The following is a 21,471-nucleotide window of genomic DNA, read 5'->3' on the forward strand; positions in this document are numbered from 1 at the left end:
CGAAACTCCGGCGAATACTGACGGGGCATAGCTTCCAATCCTCCTATGAAGATCGGAACAAAACCTGGGGTACTTCACGGGGGTGTGGGAGCCGGTGGCGGGGTCGGCGCCGTTGTTGTGGCCGGGCTTGCCGGTGTAGGCGCCGTGGGGGGTCTTGGGGAAGGCGATGTGCTGTTCGCTTTGGGCGATGCCGGGCTGGGGGACATCGACGCCGTTGCCGTCGCGTGCTGCGTCGAGTTGCTCGTCGAGTGCCTGGCGGGCGTTGGCGACCGACTGCTGGGCGGTGCCTGTCATCTGGGTGCCGGTGGTGTTAGAGGCGGTGTCGGCGTTGGCGCTTGCGGCGAGGATGCCGGCCAGGGCGGCCAGTCCGAAGACGACGAGGGCGGCGGTGGCGGCGATGCGGTTCTTGATCATCTGAGTTCCTTTTCTCGGGGCCATCTGGTGTGGCGTTGAGAAAAGAATCGAACGCAGCCCTCAATGGAACCTCAATGCCGCATCGGTGCTGCTCAGCGCTTAATGAGCTGGTGAATCCTCGGGTGCGATCTCGAAGGTGAACTGGTGTCCGGCGATGTCGATGACGTCGCCGTCGCAGAGCGCGGTGCTGCCGCGAACCCGCTCGTGCGCGACGATCACGCCGTTGCCGGACCGCAGGTCGTTGATCACGAAGCTCGCGCCGGTGTCGATGATCGTCGCGTGGTACCGGCTGACTTTCGGGTCATCGATGACGACGGTGTTGTCGGCTCGGCGCCCGATGCCGGTCACCACGGTTTCCAGTGGATAACAGCGACCCGCGACATCGCGGAGCTGCGCCCGATTGAATCTGGCCGCCGCCGTCATGGTGGTCGACAAATGGCTCTCCAGCATGGTGACGACGTCGGAGGCGTCGCTCTGCGCGATCCGCGCAACGTCCAACGGTTCCTGGCGCAGGATCCGCTCGTGCAGCGTGCGCAACGACGGTCCCGGATCGATGCCCAGTTCCTCCGACAACGTCGATCTGACGCGGCGGTACGCGTCCAGCGCATCGGTTTGCCGCTCGGCCAGATAGTAGGCCGTGATCAACTGTGCCCACAGTGGTTCCCGATAGGGATGCTCGCCGACGAGCTTCTCAAGCCCGCCGATCATCGAATCGGCACGTCCGCAGGCGATTTCGGCTTCAGCGCGCAACACATGCGTCGCCACCTTGTCCTCGACGAGTGCTGCGGCGAACGGCTCGACGAAGCGAAACTCCCGTAGGTCGTCGAGAACCGAGCCGCGCCACTGCGCCAACGCGGCTGACAGCCGGTCGGCGGCCAGCCCGAACCGGCCCGCCGCCGCGGCCTGCGCCCCGGCCGCCTTCTCCGTGTTGAACCGCCCCAGATCGCAGGCCGCGTCGGGCACGTTGAGCTGGTAACCCGGTCGGGCACTGGCCAAGACGGCCTTCGCGTCGGCGCCGCCCGAGCCGAGGACCTTGCGTAGGTTGGCCACGTAGACGTGCAGGTTGTGTATCGCGTCGGCTTCCGGCATGTCTTCGTCCCAGATCGCCGCGATGATCGAGTCCCGCGGCACGGGACGGTTGCGGTTGATCAGCAGCAGCGCCAGCACAGCGCACTGCTTCGGCGTTCCCAGCGGCACCGGCTGGCGGTTCACGCTGACACGAAGCGGGCCCAGCACACCGAAATCGAGGCCGGACGCAACCATGGGCCCCTTTGTCATCAACCGACCGAGAGTTTGACCACGGGGTCGGAGCCCACATCGGTGACATAGACATTGCCCGCCGCGTCGACCGCAACTCCCTGAGGGTCGTTCAGCCCCACGAACGGCAGCGGAATCGCGGCCCTCGTGCCGGGTCGCAGCTCGACGATTCCGGCGTTACCGCGGTCGGTGACGTAGACGCCGCCTTCTGAGTCGATCGCCACACCGTGGGGCTCGTTCACCCCGGCGAACGGTAAGGGAGTGGCCTGCGTCGCGCCCGCTTCCAACTTCAACACCCGGTTGTTACCGGTGTCGGTGACGACGACGCCGCCTGCCGGTCCGACGGCCACGCCGCGGGGGTCGTTGAGACCGCTGAACGGTACCGGGGTGGGAGTCGCTGCGCCCGTCGCCAGAAACAGCACCCGATTGTTGCCACGGTCGACGACATAGACGTCGCCGTTCGGCTTGACGGTGATACCGCGGGGATCGTTGAGGCCGTTGAACGGCAGTTGGATCGCCGCGGGTGCGCCGACGGGAAGCCACATCACCCGGTCGTTACCCGAGTCGGTGACGTAAACATCGCCCTTGGCATCCACTGCGATATCTCGCGGATTCTTCAGACCCTCGATCGGCAGCTCTGTCGCGGCCGCCGCACCGGGCTCCAGTCGCATCACCCGATCAATGCCGACGCCGGTGACGTAGGTGGTTCCATCGGCTTCGACCGCGATTCCTGCGGAGACATGAATCCCTGTGAAAGGCAACGGAGTTTGTGATGAGAAGCCCTGGCCGACCGGTATGGGTGAAGAGCTGCTCGCGTCGGATGACTGTCGCCCGACGATGACGACCCCCGCCACGACAACCGCCACCACTGCCATCGCGGCCGCTGCCATAATACCGATAGCCTTGCGTGACAGTCGTTTCCGTGGCTTACCCGATGCCTTGGCAACGGCGTCGGCGTCGCCCAACGCCGCCCGGGCGGCCAGCGCCAGATCCTGGACGGTCGGGTAGCGGTCATCGGGGTTCTTGGCCATCCCCTTGGCGATGACCGCATCGAAAGCCGCCGGAACGCCGGCGTCGCTGGCACTGGGCTGCGGCGGCGGAGTGTGGAGGTGATGGGCGATCATGCCCTGTACGCCCATATCGCTGGCGAAAGGCGGCTCGCCGGTGAGGCATTCGTACAGCACACACGCGAGTGCGTAAACGTCCACGCGTGAATGGGTTTTCACAGCGGCACCGATGGCCTCCGGCGCCATGTAGGCGGCGGTGCCGATGGTTTCACCAGCCTTGGTCAGCGTGGCGTCTCCTGAGGCGTGAGCGATGCCGAAGTCGATCAAATAGGCGAAATCGTTGGTGCACACCAGGATATTGGAGGGCTTGACATCGCGATGCACCAGACCCACGTCGTGGGCAGCCTGAAGTGCGCCGGCCACTTGAGCGATGATCGCGACCGCACGCGCCGGCGGCAGTGCGCCCTCTTGTTTGATCAGCGTGCGTAGGTCCGTGCCGTCCACCAGTCGCATGTTGAGAAAGAGCCGACCGTCCACATCGCCGAAGTCGTGGATCGGGATGACGTGCGGCTCGGTCAGCTGTGCCACCGCCTCGCACTCCCGCCGAAACCGTTCGCGTGTCTCCCGGTCGTTGGCGGAGTGCTCGGGCAGCACCTTCAGCGCGACCACCCGATTGGTCTGCGAGTCGCGTGCCCGCCACACCTGGCCCATGCCACCTGCGCCCAACAGCGATAGCAACCCGTAGCGGCCGAAGTGCCTTGTGGGTTTTTCGTCGCGCTCCACGCGCCTGCGTGCAAGGGGGTCGTCGCCGGTTCCCGCTCCCGGCCTTTGCGTGGCGTCGCCGCCGTCTCTGACCGTGTCATCCACTGTGCTGCTGACCCGGCTCTCTCGCGGCGAACGCCTTCACGGGCCAATTTAACCAGCCGAAGCGTCAATTGGTCGGTTGTTGCGTAACGAGGTGTGGACGACTTCGGTGGCCGCGACTATTGCGTTGGCATGTTGGCGAGTTCGACGGCCCGGTTCAGCGTCTGACGGTCGACGACATCGGCGGCGTTCAAGGGCTGGGTGAGGACGTCCGATTCTCTCGCGATGTCGATCATGAACTTCACGCTCGCATCGGTGAGCCCGCCCTCGTCGGTCCAGAAGGGGTGCTGCTGGATGAGCGCGAACAGCTCCCTCAGCGATTCGTCGGAGGGGGGTGCTTCGACGTATTCGTTGACTCCACTTTGGAACAGCGCGAAGTCGCTCTTGAGTGTCTTCATCGCACGCAACGTGGTCGCACAGTACTTGGCGGCGAGTTCGCGGTTCTGTGCGAGCCAATCCGCGCGGGCGGCCTGAGCTACCTTGATGAACCCGGGGGCATTGTCGTAGAGGGTGGCGATCAGCACCGGTTGGTTCACCATTGCCTTCGCGCCGTCGTACTGGGTGTCGTGAATCACCGTCGCATCCACCTGGCCGGCGATCCACGCATCCAGTCGGGCGCTCGAGCTTTCGAGGATCTGCTGATTGGGAATCTCGTGGACGTCGCGGTGCTCGCCGACGCCGCTCAACAGCGCGTTGAGCACGATGGCTCCAGAGCCACCGGGGCTGTCGATCCCCACGCGGGTCGACGGCTCGAACAGCTGACTGGCGTTGTGCACACCGTTGGCACCGGCGAGGACGAAGTCATCCATGCTGACGTAGGGGCAGAACACCTTGACGTCCTCGCCGTGCTCGCGCGCATCCAAGATCGCGGAGACCGACGTCGCCAGAACCTGAGCTCGGCCGTCGCGCAGGGTCTGTACCGCGTCGGCATGGGTGTCGTACTGGATCACGTTCTGCTCGACACTGAGGGGCAACCCGAAGTCGGACCCGTAGCGGTCAACGCCGTAGACCAGCGGGATTTGAGACGGCTGCGGTTGTGAGCCCAGCACAATGCGCAGCGACTCGGCGGTGCTCGGCGCGCCCGGTTGGGCTACGGCCGAGGTGCAGCCGGCGAGCGTGAGCGCGCTGGCGGTACCGACGGCGATCAAGCACGTCGCACGTCGTCGACCACTCTTGGTTGGCATGGGTCTCCCTCTTTTGTTGGTTGGGGAGAACGTACGCGTAGTGAACAGGTCAAATGCCGAAACGGCCGTCAAGGCCCGTGATCGCCGTAGCGCAACCCGGCGGTGGTGAGTGTTGGAAGGAGACTTTGTGGAGCCGGTGACGGGAATCGAACCCGCGTTCTCAGCTTGGGAAGCTGATGTTCTGCCATTGAACTACACCGGCTTGTTTGAGCACGAAGGCTAACATCCGAGCCGCTAGGCTCGTCGCGTGCTGCTCTCCGACCGCGACATCCGCGCCGAGATCGCTGCCGAGCGACTGGGGCTTGATCCCTTCGACGACTCCCTGGTCCAGCCGTCCAGCATCGACGTCCGCCTCGACAACCTGTTCCGCGTCTTCAACAACACGCGATATACGCACATCGACCCGGCCAAGCAGCAAGACGAGCTGACCACCTTGGTCCAAGCCGACCCGGGTGAGCCGTTCGTGCTGCACCCGGGCGAGTTCGTGCTCGGGTCGACGCTGGAACTGTGCACGCTGCCTGACGATCTCGCGGGCAGGCTGGAGGGCAAGTCGTCGCTGGGCCGGCTGGGGCTGTTGACGCACTCCACCGCGGGGTTCATCGACCCGGGGTTCTCCGGGCACATCACCCTGGAGTTGTCGAACGTCGCGAATCTGCCGATCACGCTGTGGCCTGGGATGAAGATCGGGCAGCTGTGCCTGCTGCGGCTGACCAGCCCCGCCGAGCACCCCTACGGCAGCGCGCGGGTCGGCTCGAAGTATCAGGGCCAGCGCGGTCCCACCCCGTCGCGGTCGTACCAGAACTTCATCAAGTCCAGTTGAACCGCTCGGCGCCGACGGCCGTTGACACGAGTAGGGTCGAGATACCAACGTCGGCAGCATCGAGTCAGCAAATGTCGGTGGAGGCGTAACGCCTGTCCTGCTCACGGCGATGAACCACTAGTCGCCGGCTTGTGCGTGGCGAGATGCCGATCGGCGATCCAGGCTTGGTAGCAAACGTTTTGGAGGGGCAGTGGACATCGTTCTGGGTGTATCGATGACACCTGCGACGGTCCGCATGGTGCTGGTCGAAGGCGAGATGGCCGACGGGGCCACCGTCGACCACGACGTCTTCGAGGTCAGCGGAAGTGATGGCGCAGCAACATCGGGTGCCGCCGCCCAGGTGGTGGACGCCGTGCTCGGGACCAAGGAGAGCGCCGAGGCGGGTGGGCATGATCTGAAGGCCATCGGCGTCACGTGGAGCGATCACGTCGAGGCGGCACAACTTCGCGACGCGCTCGCCGCCCGCGATATCGACGACGTCATGCTTGTCTCCGATGGACACGCCGCGGGCGCACTCGCCCAGGCCGTCGGGAGGGCGGTCGGCTACGACACCACCGCACTGCTCTTCATCGACCGCGACACCGCGACGCTGTCGGTCGTCCAGACCGACGACGGGTCCGTGGTCAAGGTGCTCAGCAGCAGCCTGCACACCCAGGACGCGATGGCCGTGCTCGCCGATATGGCGGCCGCCGTCGATGCCCAGGACAACCCGCCGCAAGGCATGTTCGTCGTCGGCTCCGGCGTCGACGTGAGCTCGGTGAAGAGCCACCTCGAGCATCTGGTGAGCCTGCCGGTGCACGCCCCCGACGAGCCGGAGATGGCGCTAGCGAGGGGTGCGGCGCTGGCCGCCGCCGCCGCTCCGGCGTTGGAGGCGTCCACCGTCGGCTTGGCCTATTCCCAGGACCCCGACGGCACCACCGCGGGTTCGGTGTACGCCGGGCTAGCCGGCGCGCCAACCCAATTGGCGCCCGCCGGCGGTGACGGCGCCTCCGTCGGCGACTACGCGTCGCGGACCGACCTTCATGCCGCGGCCAACGACGATCGCAAGCCGTTCCTGCTCGTCGGCAGCGCGATGGCGTCGATCTTCGTCGTCGGCGTCGTCGCGCTCGTGATCTCGCTCGCGGTGAGTATCCGCCCGACGGCCGACCAGCGGCCGAGCCCGGGACAGAGCGCGATCGTGCCCAGCAGCATCGCGCCCGCCCCGCCTGCTCCGCCGACCGAACAGGCGCAGCCGGTTCAGGCGCCTCCGCCCCCGCAGGCAGAGACCATCAAGGCTCCCGTGCCGGTCGCTGCGCAACAGCCCGCTCCGCAGGCGCCGCCGCGGACGGTCTATGTCGAGGCGCCGCCTCCCGCACCGCAAGCCCCGCCGCCCGCTCCTCCGCCCGCGGCACCGCCACCCGCGCCGGCACCCGTGGCTCCGGCCCCGGTGGCTCCGGCCCCGGTTCCGGTGTACGTGCCGCCGGTGGTGGCACCGCCGCAGTACTACCCGCGGCCGCAGAACCCGTGGTCCCCGCCGAGGTGGACGCCGCCGAAGCTGCCGAGTTGGACTCCCCCGTGGCAGGACGAGCGCGAGGAGCCGGAGCTGCCCAGGCCTCAGGTGCCGCCGTGGCAGAACGGTTCGGGTAACGGATCGGGCAGCTATCCCGGCAGCGGATCGGGCGGTTATCCCGGCAGTGGATCGGGGCGGTACCCCGGCAGCGGATCGGGCGGGTCGAGTGACAGCGGATCGTCTCGCGGACCGGGCTCGGGCGGATCGAGTGACAGCGGATCCTCGCGCGGGCCGGGCTCGGGCGGATCGAATCGCGGCGGGTCGAACTGCTTCCTGGGGTTCTGCCGCTAGCTCGTAACCTGCCGTTGGCCGCACGATCAGTGTCGCGTAGCGGTTAGCTCATAAGGACTGCATATCAAGGCGGTATGCGGTGCACCGTTTTCGGCACGGGCTATCTGGGAGCCACCCACGCGGCGGGTATGGCCGAGTTGGGTCACGAGGTGCTCGGCGTAGACGTCGACGCTGGCAAGGTCGCCAAACTCGCAGCGGGCGAAACCCCCTTCTACGAGCCTGGGTTGCGGAAAGTGTTGAGCGACAACATCTCCGCCGGGCGCTTGGCGTTCACCACCGACTACGACGCCGCGGCCGGGTTCGCCGACCTGCACTTCCTCGCCGTCGGGACACCGCAGAAGAAGGGGGAGTTCGCCGCCGATCTGCGTCATGTATACGCCGTCGTCGACATGCTGGTCCCGCGGCTGAGCCGGTCGGGCGTCATCGTCGGCAAGTCCACGGTGCCGGTCGGCACTGCCGCCGAACTGAGGGACCGGGCGCGCGCGTTGGCGCCGGCGGGGGTCGACGTCGAGGTGGCGTGGAACCCGGAGTTCTTGCGGGAGGGCTTCGCGGTGCATGACACCCTGCATCCGGACCGGATCGTGCTTGGCATACAACCGGATTCGTATGTCGCCGAGGCGGTGACCCGGGAACTGTACGCACCGATGCTGGAGCAGCAGGTCCCCCTGCTGGTCACCGATCTGCAGACCGCCGAGCTGGTCAAGGTATCGGCCAACGCGTTTCTCGCCACCAAGATCTCGTTCATCAACGCGATCTCCGAAGTCTGCGAGGCCGTCGACGCCGACGTGACGCTTCTCGCCGACGCGTTAGGCTACGACCCGCGGATCGGACGCCGCTTCCTCAACGCCGGTCTGGGCTTCGGTGGCGGCTGCTTACCCAAGGACATCCGCGCCTTCATGGCCCGCGCCGGCGAACTCGGCGCCAACCATGCCCTGACGTTCCTGCGCGAGGTGGACGCGATCAACATGCGACGGCGAAGCCGGATGGTGGAACTGGCAACCGTCGCGTGCGGAGGGTCGCTGCTGGGCGCCAACATCGCGGTGCTCGGCGCCGCGTTCAAACCGGAATCCGACGACGTGCGCGATTCGCCGGCTCTCAACGTCGCCGGGATGCTGCAACTCAAGGGCGCCACCGTCAACGTCTACGACCCGAAAGCGATGGAGAACTCCCGACGCCACTTTCCGACGCTGACCTATTCGACGTCGGTCGCCGAAGCGTGTGAGCGGGCCGATGCCGTACTGGTGTTGACCGAATGGCGCGAGTTCGTCGAGTTGGACCCCGCCGAGCTCGCCGGAGCGGTGCGCGCGAAAGTCATTGTCGACGGCCGCAATTGCCTCGACATCGACCGGTGGACGCAGGCCGGCTGGCAGATCCACTGCCTGGGAAGGGGTGTGACGTCTCAGAATCGGTAGGCTCGGCCGCGTGGAACCGATTCGTCCGGCTCGGCACGGTGGGCCGATCCGTCACCGAATCCGCTGGCTTGCCGTGCACGGGTTCGTGCGCGGTGCCTCGAAGCTGCTCGCGCGCCGCGGCGATCCCCAAGGCCGGATGATCGCCGATCCGAGCGTTCGCGCCGACCCGGTTGCCTTCGCCGACGACCTGCGCGCAAGGGGGCCGATGGTGGAGGCCGCCATCGTGCACCTCACCGTCGACCACGGGATCGCCAACGATCTGCTGCGGGACGACGACTTCGAGGTTCTGCCGATCGGCTCCAACCTGCCCAAACCGGTCCAATGGGTCGCGAACCGCACCAAAACCGACCTGCTGCATCCCCTCGAGCCGCCGTCGATGTTGGCGGTGGAACCCCCCGACCACACCCGCTACCGAAAGCTGGTGTCGTCGGTGTTCACCCCCAGAGCCGTTGCCGCGCTGAGGGACCGGGTGCAGGAGACCGCCGACTCTCTGCTCGATGAACTCGCGCAAGCCGGAACCGTCGACATCGTCGACCGCTACTGCGCCCAGTTACCGGTCGCGGTCATCGGTGACATCCTCGGCGTTCCCGACGCCGACCGGTCACGAGTCCTGGAGTTCGGCGAGCGCGGTGCGGCCAGCCTCGACATCGGCCTGACCTGGCCGCAGTACCGCACCGTCTACCGCAGCGTCGTCGGCTTCAACGATTGGCTGTCCGGGCACCTCGAAGGGCTGCGACGCAACCCCGGCGACGACCTGATGAGCCAGCTGATCGCGGCCTCCGACGAGAGCGCCCGGCTCGACCAGCAGGAACTGATGGCTACCGCGGGCCTCGTGCTGGCCGCGGGATTCGAGACGACGGTCAACCTGCTGAGCAACGGAATTCGCATGTTGCTCGATCACCCGCAGCACCTCGAAACCCTGGCGCAGCGACCCGAACTCTGGCCGACCGCCGTCGAGGAGATTTTGCGCCTGGACCCGCCCGTGCAACTCACCGCGCGCAGGGCGACGAAGCACACCGAGATCGCGGGGCACCGGATCCCGCGTGGCAGGGCGGTGCTCATCTACATCGCAGGCGCCAACCGCGACCCCAAGGTGTTCGACGACCCGGACCGCTTCGACCTCGAGCGGGAGAACGCCGGACGACATCTGTCGTTCTCCGGCGGCAGGCATTTCTGTCTGGGATCGGCCCTGGCCCGCGCTGAGGGCGAGGTCGGACTGCGGGCGTTCTTCTCACGTTTTCCCGATGCGCGACTGGCTGGTGAGGGCAGCAGGCGCGAGACGCGAGTGCTGAGGGGGTGGGCGTCGCTGCCGATCGCGCTGGGCACCGCTCGCTCGTCGATTAGTGCACCGGCCTGACCGGGCCTACCCCTTCGAGGAACGGAGGGGTTCTCATGTCGGTTGACCGTGTGCGCGCGGTGGTGCCCGCGAATGACGTCGAGGTCAGCGGCCGGTTCTACGGTGAAATCGTCGCGGCCAGCAAGGTGCGCGGTTGTCGAAGATAGAAGATCCCGACGGCAACGAGATCGGCATTATCGGGGGTTTCCGCGTCGAGTATTGAGTACGTTCGGGGGCGTGGATTTCCGAGCCGCGCTGCTCGACCAGACCCGCGAATTCGGGGAACTGATCCGCAGTGCAGACCCCTCGACGCCGGTGCCGACCTGTCCCGACTGGACACTCAAACAACTGTTCCGCCACGTCGGCCGCGGAAACCGGTGGGCCGCACAGATCATCGCCGAGCACCGGATATCGGCACTGGACCCGCGCGAGGTCCGCGACGGCAAACCACCCGACGACGCCGACGCGGCGATCGACTGGCTCAACCAGGGCGCGCAGCTGGTGGTCGATGCGGTCGAGCGGGCAGGGGCGGCGACCAGAGTCTGGACCTTCCGCGGCCCCCGCCCCGCGGGGTGGTGGATCCGTCGACGGCTACACGAGGTCGCCGTGCACCACGCGGATGCGGCGCTCGCCGTCGGGGCCGCCTACGACCCACCGCCGGAGTTGGCGGCCGACGCGATCAGCGAATGGGTCGAGCTGATGGTCGGCGGCGGTGAGCAACCCGCGCTGGATCACGGCAGAAGCATCCACCTGCACGCCACCGACGACGGGCTGGGGCCGACCGGGGAGTGGACCATCGTCCACGACGAGGACGGCGTCTGGTGGTCGCACAACCACAGCAAGGCCGACACCGCGCTGCGCGGCAGCGCCACCGATCTGCTGTTGGCGATCACGCGACGGCGCACAGCCGCCGACAGCGGCATCGAGGTGTTCGGTGACACCGCGGTGTGGGACGCGTGGCTGGAGCGCACCGGCTTCTAACCGCGTCGAGCGCGCGCGGGCGTCGCCAGCACCGCCGCGATGCCCGTCGTCAGCGGCACAGACAATGCCAGCGCGATACCGCCGACCGCCGAGCGGGCGATCTCGATGGCCACACTCTCGCTGGTGAGCACGTCGCCGAGGGCCCGGTTGGCGACGCTGAACAGCAGCAGTAACGGTAGTGCGCTGCCCGCATAGGCCAGCACCAGCGTGTAGACCGTGCTCGCGATGTGGTCCCGGCCCACCCGCATCGCGCCTACAAAGATCGCGCGCCGTGAGGCGCCCTCGAGTTCGGCCAGCTCGAACACCGTCGAGGCCTGGGTGACGGTGACGTCGTTGAGCACACCGAGCGACCCGATGATGAACCCGGCCAGCAGCAGACCGGTGATCGATACGTTGCCCAGGTAGGCGGCGACCTCGTTGTTCCGGTCTTCCGAGAGACCGGTCAGGTGGGCCAATTCGATTGCGCCCCAGGAGAGGAACGCGGCAAGCAGCAGCGACGTGAGTGTTCCGAGCAGGGCCGCGCTGGTCCGCAGGCTCACGCCGTGGGCCAGGTAGATGACGGCGTAGAGGATCAGCGCCGAGGCCACCAGCGCGACGGGCACGGCCGCGGCACCGTCACGCAGCGCGGGCAGCATGAACACCACCAACACGAGGAACGCGACCACGATGCCGATGAGGGCGCGAAACCCCCGCCACCGGGCGACCGCGACCACCACCACGGCGAATGCCACGGCCAGCGCGACGAGCGGCCATGTCCGTTCGTAGTCGTAGAACGAGTAGGTGGTGGTGCCGGTCGCATCGACCTGACGGGTGATCCTGACGTTGTCGCCGGCCGCGAGATTGGGTTGGCCGGGGCCACCGCTGAATTCGAGCACGGTCGCCGCGCCCTTGTTGGGCCCGGACTGAATCTCGATCAACGCCTGCACGCACTCGGCTCCGCCGCCCGTCGCCGGAAGTGGATCGGCGGTCAGCACCTGACCGACTGACGGGCTGCCGCACGTCGCGGTGCCGCTCGAGCGGACCAACCCAGATTCGGTGGTGACGGCGCCGCCCTCGGCGTTCTGAAACGGCAGCGGGATGTCGGCCTTCTGCTGGCTGGGCCACAGCCATGCCGTTCCCGCCAGGACGGCCACGCCGATGGCGATCAGCAGGCCGACGACGACCTTCGCGGCGATCGGCCCCAGCGGCGCCGGGCCGGTCGGTGAGTGGGAGTGTCCGTGTGAGTGCGCCACGGACAACAGCCTAGAAGGACGCTACTGCCGGTAGCTGGCCAGGAAGTTGCCCAGCCGTTCGATGGCATTGGACAGCTCGCGGGCCCACGGCAGCGTCACGATGCGCAGGTGATCCGGTGTCGGCCAATTGAACCCGGTGCCCTGGGTGACCAGGATCTTCTCCTGCAGCAGCAGATCCAGGACCAGCTGCTCGTCGTCGACGATGTCGTAGACCTCGGGGTCCAGGCGGGGGAACGCATACAGCGCCCCTTGCGGTTTCACGCAGGACACCCCGGGGATCTCGTTGAGCATCTGCCAGGCCACGTCGCGCTGCTCGAGCAGGCGACCCCCGGGCAGTACCAGCTCCTCGATGCTCTGATGACCACCGAGTGCGACCTGGATCGCATGCTGTGCAGGAACGTTCGGGCACAGTCGCATGTTCGCGAGCAGGCTGATGCCCTCGATGAAGCTGGTGGCGTTCTCCTTCGGCCCGGTGATCACCAGCCAGCCCGCCCGGTAACCCGCGACCCGGTATGCCTTCGACAGGCCGTTGAAGGTCAGAGTCAGCACATCGGGCGCCACCGATGCCGTCGCGACGTGCTCGCTGTCGTCGTAGAGAATCTTGTCGTAGATCTCGTCGGACAACAGCAGCAGCTCGTGCTTGCGCGCCAAATCCGCGATCTGGGTGAGGATTTCGCGTGTATACACCGCCCCGGTCGGGTTGTTCGGATTGATCACGACGATCGCCTTCGTGCGCTCGGTGATCTTGGATTCCAGGTCGGCGATGTCGGGCATCCAGCCCTGTGTCTCGTCGCACAGGTAGTGCACCGGGGTGCCACCCGCCAGTGAGGTGCACGCGGTCCACAGCGGGTAGTCGGGCGCCGGAATCAGCACCTGATCTCCGTTGTCGAGCAACGCCTGCAACGTCATCTGGATCAACTCGGACGCGCCGTTGCCGAGATACACATCGTCGACGTCGAATCGCGGGAACCCGTCGACGAGTTCGTAGCGGGTGAACACCGCGCGCCGCGCGGGCATGATGCCCTTGGAATCGGAGTAACCCTGGGCATACGGCAGGGCCGAGATGATGTCGCGCATGATCACGTCCGGTGCTTCGAACCCGAACGGCGCGGGGTTGCCGATGTTCAGTTTGAGGATGCGATGACCCTCGGCCTCGAGGCGTGACGCGTGCTCGTGCACCGGTCCGCGGATCTCGTACAGGACGTCCTGCAGCTTCGACGACTGCGTGAACGTGCGCTGCCGCGGTCCGTGTCCGGCGGCGTGGATCGGCACGTGGTGGGTGGTCACGTCGTTCATGGTCTCACTTTTGTCCAGCGATTAACCAAAATCGCCGGTCAACGGCTCATCGTTTGCCTGGGGGACGAGCGCCTCTGGCGATTCCGAGGCCCTTGACCGGAGGTGGTTCGGGCTTGTCTCCGTTGTCTCCGCCGGAAGGCCCGGGGGCAGCACCGGATTCGCCATCGGAGTCGGCGGTCTCCTTGGATTCCGGTTGTGCGGCAGCGGATTTCGGCTCGGCCGGTGGCTGTGCCGGTGCGGCCGACTTCTTGGCCGCGGGCCGGCGTGCGCCAGGGGCGATGCCGAGGCCCTTGACCTCAGGTTCGGGCTTGGAGTCCAGACCCCGATCCGAGTCGGCGGTGTCGGTCTTGGCTCCAGGCTCCGCCTTGTCCGGATCGACGTTCGGCGGTTGGGTGACAGTCGCCTCGCCCTCGTTGGGGGCCGCGGATTGCGTCTTCTTCTTCGCCCCGGGCCGCTTGGCGCCTGCCGCGATGCCGAGACCCTTGACCTCGGGCTCCGGCTTGGACTGCGCTGTTGATTCGGCCTGGGCTTCCGGCTCCGCGGGCGCTGCCTGCGCGGCTGGTGCGGCTTTCTTGGCGCCGGGCCGCTTGGCGCCGGCAGCGATACCGAGCCCCTTCGCGGGTGCCGCTGCGGCAGCGGGCTTTTCGTCGGCCGCCGGCTTGTCGCCCGCAGGGGCGGCAGCCTTCTTGGCGCCCGGACGCTTGGCACCGCCCGCGATTCCGAGCCCCTTGACGGGTTTGGTTTCGGTGGCCGTGGCGGCCTCGACTTTGGGCTCCGGTTCGGCCTGCGCCTCTTCCTCTGCCTCGGTGGGCGCTTCCTCCACGGGCGCCTCTGCGGCGAGCCGGGCTGCGCGCTCCTCGGCCTCCGTAGCCGCGGTGCCCTTCTCCGGCAGCGTGATGGTGCTCGTGTCCAGCGAACCCAGCAGCAGCTGGGCCACGTCGAGCACCTCGGCCTTCTCCACCTCGCGGGCCGCCGAGACCTCGTCGACGCCGTCGGTGATCATCACGCGGCAGAACGGGCAGCCGGTCGCAATGGTCGAGGCGGTGTCCATGGCCTCCTCGGTGCGCTCGGTGTTGACGCGCTTGCCGATGTGTTCTTCCATCCACATCCGCGCGCCGCCGGCGCCGCAGCACAGGCCGCGGTCGGCATGCCGAGGCATTTCGGTCAGCTTCGCGCCGGACGCCCCGATCAGCTCACGCGGCGCCGAGTACTCCTTGTTGTGCCGGCCCAGATAGCACGGATCGTGGTAGGTGATGTCCATCCCGCCGTCGGTCGGGGTGACGGGGATGAGCTTCTTGTCGCGCACCAGCCGGTTCAGCAGCTGCGTGTGGTGCAGCACCGTGAAGTTGCCGCCGACCTGCGGATATTCGCGGCCCAGCGTGTTGAAGCAGTGCGGGCAGGTGACGACGATCTTGCGGTCCACCCGCTCGACGCCCTCGAACAGCTCGTTGAGCGTCTCCACGTTCTGCGCGGCCAGCTGCTGGAACAGGAACTCGTTGCCCGAGCGGCGGGCCGAGTCGCCGTTGCAGGTCTCGCCCTCGCCGAGCACCAGGTACTTCACGCCGGCGGCGGCCAGCAGTTCGGCAACGGCCTTGGTGGTCTTCTTCGCGCGGTCCTCGTAGGCGCCTGCACAGCCCACCCAGAACAGGTACTCGTAGCCGTCGAAGGACTCCACGTCCTTGCCGTACACCGGGACGTCGAAGTCGACCTCGTCGATCCAGTTCGTCCGGTCCTTGGCGTTCTGGCCCCACGGGTTGCCCTTGGTCTCGAGGTTCTTGAACAGCACGCCGAGCTCACCCGGGAACTCGGACTCCATCATCACCTGGTAGCGGCGCATGTCGACGATGTGGTCGATGTGCTCGATGTCGACGGGGCACTGCTCGACGCAGGCGCCGCACGTCGTGCAGGACCACAGCACGTCGGGGTCGATCACGCCACCCTGTTCCTCGGTGCCCACCAGGGGCCTGGTGGCCTGCTCGGGACCCGAGCCCAGGATCCGCTCGAAGCCGGACTCGGGAACGTGCTCGTGCGAATGCTCCTCGGATTTCTTCTCCCCGCGCAGTTCCTCGCCGAGGCCGCCCTCGGGGGTGTTCTCCAGCGGCGTTTCCTTGTCGCCGAGGATGTAGGGCGCCTTGGCGAACAAATGGTCGCGCAGGTTCATGATCACGAGCTTGGGCGACAGCGGCTTACCGGTGTTCCACGCCGGGCACTGCGACTGGCACCGACCGCACTCGGTGCACGTGGTCATGTCGAGGTACGCCTTCCACGTGAAGTCCTCGATCTTGCCGCGGCCCAGCACCGCGTCCTCCGGCGGATCCTCGAAGTCGATCTCCTTGCCCTCGTACTCGACGGGCAGCAGCGGGCCGAGGCCGTCGGGGAGCCGCTTGAACGTGACGTTGATCGGCGCCAGCCCGATGTGCAGGTGCTTGGAGTGCAGCACGATCAGCAGGAACACCAGCATCACCGCGATGTGCGCCAACAGCGCGATGGTCTCGATCCACGAGTTGGCGGTGTAGCCCAGCGGACTCATCAGCCACCCCATGAACTGGGAGAAGAACGCGCCGTTGCCGTAGGGAAGGGCGTCCGTGTTGACCGCGGCGCCGCGCACCAGCGCGTAGGTCCAGATGACGTTGAAGATCATGAACAGGATCAGCCAGGCACCACCGGTGTGCGATCCGTAGAACCGCGAGTCGCGGCCGTGCTGTTTGGGCTCCTGCCTCACCCGGATGATCGCGAACGTGATGATGCCGAGCAGCACCGCGACGGCGAAGAAGTCCTGCAGGAAGCCCAGAACGTCCCAGCGGCCGATGATCGGGATGTGGAAGTCGTGGTCGAAGAGCAGGCCGTAGGCCTCGAGGTAGACCGACGCGAGGATGAAGAAGCCCCACATCGTGAAGAAGTGGGCGAGGCCGGGCAGGGACCACTTGAGCAGTCGGGTTTGGCCGAAGACCTCTTCGATCTGAGTGGTGATGCGCTTGCCGAGGTTGTCCTTGCGGTTGTTCTCCGGGCTGGTGGGCGCGCCGGAACGGATCAACGACGTCAGCCACAGCACGCGTTTGGCGGCGAAGACCAGAACAAGGGCCGTCAGCCCTAGCCCGACGACGAGCCTGATCAGCATCTGCGTATCCACCGCGCGCCTCCCATTCTCAAGTTACCCAAGGGTAACTTACCGTAAGTTACCGATGGGTAACTTAACTCAGGCCTGCTCAAGCCCGGGAGTCATAGTTGCATCTCCAAGGGAAACACCGCTACGAAGGTTGTCCTAACTACGCACCGTCGGTCGGGCTGGACTCGTCGGGCACGGTGTCGGTACCCGTTTGCTCGCCGCTCGAATCCGGGTCGACGGGATCACCATCTGGAGACGGGGCGCCATCTATGGGGCCTGCGCCGGCCCCCGGATCGATCGGTGGGGGGTCGGCCACCGGAGGGGTCTGCGGATCGGTCGGCGGCTCAGGGTTGGACGGCGGAGTCTCGGGTTCCGGTGACGGATGGGCGCTAGTCGGTGGCGTGGGTGTCCAGGGCGGTGCTGCGGGCGCCATCTGTGGGGCCTGCGCCGGTCGCGGGCTGCGGTGCTGGGGTGTGGATGATCGCTGCGCCGGTTGCACGACGACCGTGGTGAGTTGAGGGGCCTGCGGCGCCGGGGGTACTGGAGTGGGAGCCGGCGCCGCAGGCGAGGGGGGTGGCGTGGCCGCGGGACTGAGGACGGTCGCCGCCTCGACCGGGGTGGCGGTGTCACCGCGCAACTGCGTGAGACCGAACAGGGCCGTCGTGACCACCGCGGCGGCCGCCGCGAGGCTGAACAGGACGAGCGGGGAACGTCGCGGTTTCGCCTCCTCCTGCCACTGCTCATGCTCGAAGTGAAGTTCGGGGCGCGAAACGGTGAAAGGCAGGGGCGCATCCTCCTGGTCGTCCTCGGACCAGGCCAGCGCGCCGAATGGGGCCGACGACGGCCCGGCGTCGACCCGGACGGTGGCTTCATCGATCCCGGCGGGCGCGAGCGTGGTCTCCGGGTCGACGGCGCGCCGGCGCTGGGCGATCAGAGCGGTCCCGACGGCGGCGGCCAGCTGCGGCTGCGCGGTGGTCACCACCGGTACCCGCAGATGTTCGGACAGCTTCTGCGTCAGCAGGGGGATGCGTGCGCCGCCGCCGACGGTCGCTACCGCCGAAACCGCGGCGTCCGGAACCCCGTAGCGTTCAAGCGTTTCGTCCACTGCGGCAAGGAAATCCGTGACCGGGCGCTGGATCAGCCCCTCGAGCTCGGCGCGGGTGACCCTGACGTCCGCGTGGTGTCCGGGCAGAACGACGGCGACGGCGGTCGCGGTGTGGGCCGACAACCGCTCCTTGGCGGCGTGGCACTCGTCGCGTAGCCGCGCCAGCGAACCGACGACAGCCGTTCCGGACGGGTCGGCGTCAGCAGGCAACGGCGCCATCACATGTGTCATGAGCGCCTGATCCACGAGATCGCCGGAAAGATCGGCGAACCGGACGGTCTCGCCGACCACCGCGTGGTCCGAGGACGCGTTGACGAGCGTGATGTTGGTGCCGCTGCCACCGAAGTCGCAGAGCACGACGACGCCGCGAGAGGGCAGCCCAGGTTCGGCGTTCAGCGCGGCCACAGCGGCGGTCGCGTCCGACACCACCGGCACGTCGCCACCCAGGGCGTGGCGCAAGGAGTCGGCGACCGACGGACGCCAGTGCGCGGGTACGGCGACCGTGATGTCCTCGGCCGACTGCGTGAGCGTGCGCAGCGCCTCGGCGAGCAGTTGCTCGGGGCGATGGGCGGAGCCGTCGGAGGCGATGAGCGGAACCGGGTCGCCGATGCGGTCGACGAACCCGGTGAATCGCTGCCCGTGCAGCGTGAGCTCGGAGGGCCGGATCACCGCGGCGTGTCCGTCACGGGTCGCGGCGAGGTAGGTCGCGCCGACCGAAACACCCAGCGGCCGGTCCGGAGTTGCCTGGTGATTGAACATGGCATGACGCTATGGCGCTGCGCAGGCGGGCGAATCCGGTGCCGGACCCGTCGTCGGACACGGCGCATAGGGGATTGCCGTTAGGGGATGACGGTGTGTTGGGGGATCACGACTGCGGAGACAACATGGCCCGCAGCATAGACAACATCTCGGAGCGGGATTCGGCGCCGAGACGACGGCGGATCCGGGCGACGTGGTGTTCGACGGTCTTCGCCGAGATGAACAACTGTGCCCCGATATCGCGGTAGGGCATGCCGAGGAGCAGCAGTTCGGCGACCTCGCGCTCGCGGTCGGACAGCCGAGACGACGCGGGACGCGCCGAGCTGGCCCTCGCGGTCTCCGGCGCCGCGAGTTGATCGGATCCGGGTGCGTCGTCGGGTGCGACGGTCTGCTTCAGGTCTCGCGCGAGCTGCAGCATCGCGCCCGACACCCGGCCATCGGGGGTCTGTAGCGCGGCCTGACCGGCCAACCGGGTCGCGTCCCAGGTGAGGCCCACCTGCGCGAGCAGTCGCGCTGCCGTCGTGACCTCGTCGGTGTCGACGTGATTGGCCAGAACCCGCAACCAGGTGCGGCCCGCAGTGGCCAGCGTCTTGGCGAAGGCGCTGTGCGTGGCCGCGGCAGTCAGCGCCTGGCCGTGCGGGGCGACGGCGTCCGGGGCGTTGGCGAGGATGCCCGCGTGCACACCGGCCCAGTGCAGAGGAGTCGACCACAACACGGGCTCACCGAGCGAGCCGAGCAGCGCGAAGGCCTCGTCGAGGGTGTGCTGCAGCCGGTCGATCTGACGCATCCGGGAAGCGGCCACCCACAATTCACCGAGCGGTAGTAGGGAGAAGAGGTCCATCGAGTACTCGGCGAGCACCTCGACCGCCGCGTACCAGTGTTTCTGCATGGCGCCGGTGTCGCCGCTGCGGCGCGCGATCGCCGTCTGCAGCGCGGCCGCCCACAGCGCATCGCGGCGGTGCAGCGGGGAGGTGTCGGCGTCGGCGCACGCGATCGCCACATCAGATGTCGCCGCTGGTAATTGCCCGTCCTGCATCCGCACCCAGCCCAGCAGTAGCCGGTGTCTGCGGGCGACGAAAAGCGCTGCCTCCGAACCGTCTTCGAGACCGGCGCGTACCACACGGGCGATCACGCTGCGGGCCCGGACCGGATCGCCGCCGTGCAGGGCGGCCAGCGTTACCAGCGCCGCAGGGGTGTCGGGGGCCACGCCGTCCGCGGGCTGGTCCGCGGTGATCGCCTGTCCCAACCGGGAGACGGCTGCGGGGTATGGGGCGTCCAACGACATCAACAGGCCCTCGGCGAGGCTGCGCGCGGCGCGGGCCGTGGAGGTGGGCGGGCCGGCGCTCTCGGCGGACAGCGCCGTCCGAGCGGCCGACAGGTCGCCTGCGGCGAGTGACACCACCGCGCCCGCCGCGCTCACGAACGCGTCCGGATACGGGCCCAGCCAACGGAACAGGTCCGCGGCCTGTGTTGCGCTGCCGTCGTGCAGGGCGATGCTGGCGGCGATCCTCACCGCGGCGGCCCTCTCGGCCGCATCGTCGGAGCCGAGCAGTTGATCGGTGAGCCGTCCAGCGGTGACGCAGTCGCCGGTCAGCGCCAGCGCGTCGGCAAGCCGCGGACTCAGCGTGGTCGCCCCCGCATCGACGGCGGCGCGGTAAAGCCGTGCCGCCCTTGCCGGTTGGCTGCGACTACGGGTGGCCATGTCGGCCAGCGCGGTCGCCAGTCGATCGTCGCGCAGACCGTGTTCTGCCAACTGGAGCGCCAACTCCGGTGACAGCGTGGATGATTCGAGTTGCGACACCAGAAGCGAGATCTCGGTGTCGTGATGACGGGCGGTGCCGAGGATCTGAGCGACACATCGGTGCAGGGTGCGCAGGAAGGCCCGGCTGTAGGACGGCTCGACGAGACCGGTGGCGCGGGCGCGATCGACCACCGCGTAAGCCTGTTCGGCGTCCATGCGCAACGCCGCAGCGACGTCGTCGGGACCGAGGTCTCTGCTCAGCGAGGTGACCAGAAGCGTGTCGAGTGTCGCATCGTCGAGGCGGCGCAGCCGTTCGGTCAGCGCGTACGTGACCGCCTGCAGGACCGCGGTGGCCGGCGCGTCGTCCTGCAACTCGGCGACGGCCGCGATCGCCGGTTGCAACAGGAATGGCAGGCCCGCCGTCGCAACGACGAAGGATCGCACCATATCGGACGGCGGTGTGGCGCCGAGCTTTTCGGTGACGAGGCTTGCCACGTCGGCCGGGGGCAGTGGTCCCAGAATGACGATCGGGTTCTCGCGTTCGATCGCCGTGAACAGCGCACGCATCGCCGGGCGGTGCGCGATCGGCGCACTGCTGACCACAAGCGTCGAAGGCAGATCCGACACTCGTCGCGCGAGCTCGCCGAGTTCGTGGTCGGCCAGCAGGTGGGCATCGTCGATGACGACCGCGGCCGCCGGATCGTCGTCAGCGCGCGGTATGCGGGTGAGCACCGGTACGCCCGCGGCCCGAAGCGCGGTTCGAACGGCGGCCAGCACCGAACTCTTGCCCGTGCCGATGCCGCCCGACACGAGCAGTTTGACCGGCTCGGTCGGCGCGGCCGCCAGCCCTGCGACCGCCTCGCGTGCGGGCGGGGGGATTTCGGTCCGCGGGTCCGACGCGGTCATCGGTCTATGGCGCGTCCGGAACGGGGATGTCCGGCTCCGGTTCGACCGATGTGGTGGGCGGGTCGATGGTCGTCGGCGGCTGAGTGGTCGTCGGCTGCGTGGTCGTGGGACGCGTCGTCGTGGTGGTGGGTTGCGTGGTGGTCGTCGTCGTAGTGGTGGTCGTCGTAGTGGTGGTCGTGGTGGTGGTGGGGGGTGACGTCGTGGGCGTCGT

The 21,471-nt window shown here is 67.8% G+C and carries 14 protein-coding genes and 1 tRNA gene; 5 read left to right on the plus strand and 10 right to left on the minus strand.

What is annotated here, in order from left to right:
- From AU192_RS18915 to AU192_RS18935, 5 genes are all read right to left on the minus strand, one after another.
- Positions 1 to 414: hypothetical protein (locus tag AU192_RS18915; protein ID WP_064398974.1), on the minus strand; the 414-nt coding region annotated here is incomplete at its 3' end.
- A gap of 99 nt (positions 415 to 513) precedes the next feature.
- Positions 514 to 1,677, minus strand: coding sequence for a BTAD domain-containing putative transcriptional regulator (locus AU192_RS18920; RefSeq protein ID WP_207544956.1), 1,164 nt, complete (start codon positions 1,675 to 1,677; stop codon positions 514 to 516).
- 14 nt (positions 1,678 to 1,691) lie between these two features.
- Positions 1,692 to 3,461 carry a serine/threonine-protein kinase PknD gene (locus AU192_RS18925; RefSeq protein ID WP_064398978.1) on the minus strand — a complete coding sequence of 590 codons (1,770 nt, stop codon included), beginning with the start codon at positions 3,459 to 3,461 and terminating at the stop codon, positions 1,692 to 1,694.
- Positions 3,462 to 3,661: 200 nt separating this feature from the next.
- Entirely contained in the window at positions 3,662 to 4,726 is a 1,065-nt protein-coding gene (locus AU192_RS26010; RefSeq protein WP_242656979.1) for an ABC transporter substrate-binding protein, read from the minus strand.
- A gap of 128 nt (positions 4,727 to 4,854) precedes the next feature.
- Positions 4,855 to 4,928, minus strand: a tRNA-Gly gene (locus tag AU192_RS18935).
- A 45-nt stretch (positions 4,929 to 4,973) separates the two neighbouring features.
- Here AU192_RS18935 and dcd point away from each other — a divergent pair.
- From dcd to AU192_RS18960, 5 genes are all read left to right on the plus strand, one after another.
- Positions 4,974 to 5,546, plus strand: coding sequence for a dCTP deaminase (gene dcd / locus AU192_RS18940; protein ID WP_064346781.1), 573 nt, complete (start codon positions 4,974 to 4,976; stop codon positions 5,544 to 5,546).
- Between the two features lie 190 nt (positions 5,547 to 5,736).
- Positions 5,737 to 7,386 carry a DUF7159 family protein gene (locus AU192_RS18945; protein ID WP_064398980.1) on the plus strand — a complete coding sequence of 550 codons (1,650 nt, stop codon included), beginning with the start codon at positions 5,737 to 5,739 and terminating at the stop codon, positions 7,384 to 7,386.
- A gap of 74 nt (positions 7,387 to 7,460) precedes the next feature.
- Positions 7,461 to 8,798, plus strand: a complete 1,338-nt coding sequence (locus AU192_RS18950; protein WP_064398982.1) for a UDP-glucose dehydrogenase family protein — start codon at positions 7,461 to 7,463, stop codon at positions 8,796 to 8,798.
- 46 nt (positions 8,799 to 8,844) lie between these two features.
- Complete coding sequence (locus AU192_RS18955) at positions 8,845 to 10,155, plus strand: cytochrome P450 (protein ID WP_064398996.1); 1,311 nt, start codon at positions 8,845 to 8,847, stop codon at positions 10,153 to 10,155.
- 216 nt (positions 10,156 to 10,371) lie between these two features.
- Entirely contained in the window at positions 10,372 to 11,115 is a 744-nt protein-coding gene (locus tag AU192_RS18960; RefSeq protein WP_064398984.1) for a maleylpyruvate isomerase family mycothiol-dependent enzyme, read from the plus strand.
- On the opposite strand, the gene AU192_RS18965 is transcribed toward AU192_RS18960, so the two are convergent.
- The 5 genes from AU192_RS18965 to iniR all read right to left on the minus strand — a co-directional run bounded on the left by AU192_RS18965 (position 11,112) and on the right by iniR (position 21,260).
- On the minus strand, positions 11,112 to 12,347 hold the full coding sequence (locus AU192_RS18965) for a YibE/F family protein (RefSeq protein WP_064398985.1): 1,236 nt from the start codon (positions 12,345 to 12,347) through the stop codon (positions 11,112 to 11,114). The genes AU192_RS18960 and AU192_RS18965 overlap by 4 nt on opposite strands.
- A gap of 21 nt (positions 12,348 to 12,368) precedes the next feature.
- Positions 12,369 to 13,643, minus strand: coding sequence for a pyridoxal phosphate-dependent aminotransferase (locus AU192_RS18970; RefSeq protein WP_064398988.1), 1,275 nt, complete (start codon positions 13,641 to 13,643; stop codon positions 12,369 to 12,371).
- A gap of 46 nt (positions 13,644 to 13,689) precedes the next feature.
- Positions 13,690 to 16,773, minus strand: a complete 3,084-nt coding sequence (locus AU192_RS18975) for a heterodisulfide reductase-related iron-sulfur binding cluster (protein WP_064398990.1) — start codon at positions 16,771 to 16,773, stop codon at positions 13,690 to 13,692.
- A 136-nt stretch (positions 16,774 to 16,909) separates the two neighbouring features.
- On the minus strand, positions 16,910 to 18,613 hold the full coding sequence (locus AU192_RS18980) for an Hsp70 family protein (protein WP_064398992.1): 1,704 nt from the start codon (positions 18,611 to 18,613) through the stop codon (positions 16,910 to 16,912).
- Between the two features lie 106 nt (positions 18,614 to 18,719).
- Complete coding sequence (gene iniR / locus AU192_RS18985) at positions 18,720 to 21,260, minus strand: isoniazid response ATPase/transcriptional regulator IniR (protein ID WP_064398994.1); 2,541 nt, start codon at positions 21,258 to 21,260, stop codon at positions 18,720 to 18,722.
- Positions 21,261 to 21,471 lie beyond the last annotated feature (211 nt).

The organism is Mycobacterium lehmannii, from assembly GCF_001499925.1.
GTDB lineage: Bacteria > Actinomycetota > Actinomycetes > Mycobacteriales > Mycobacteriaceae > Mycobacterium > Mycobacterium lehmannii.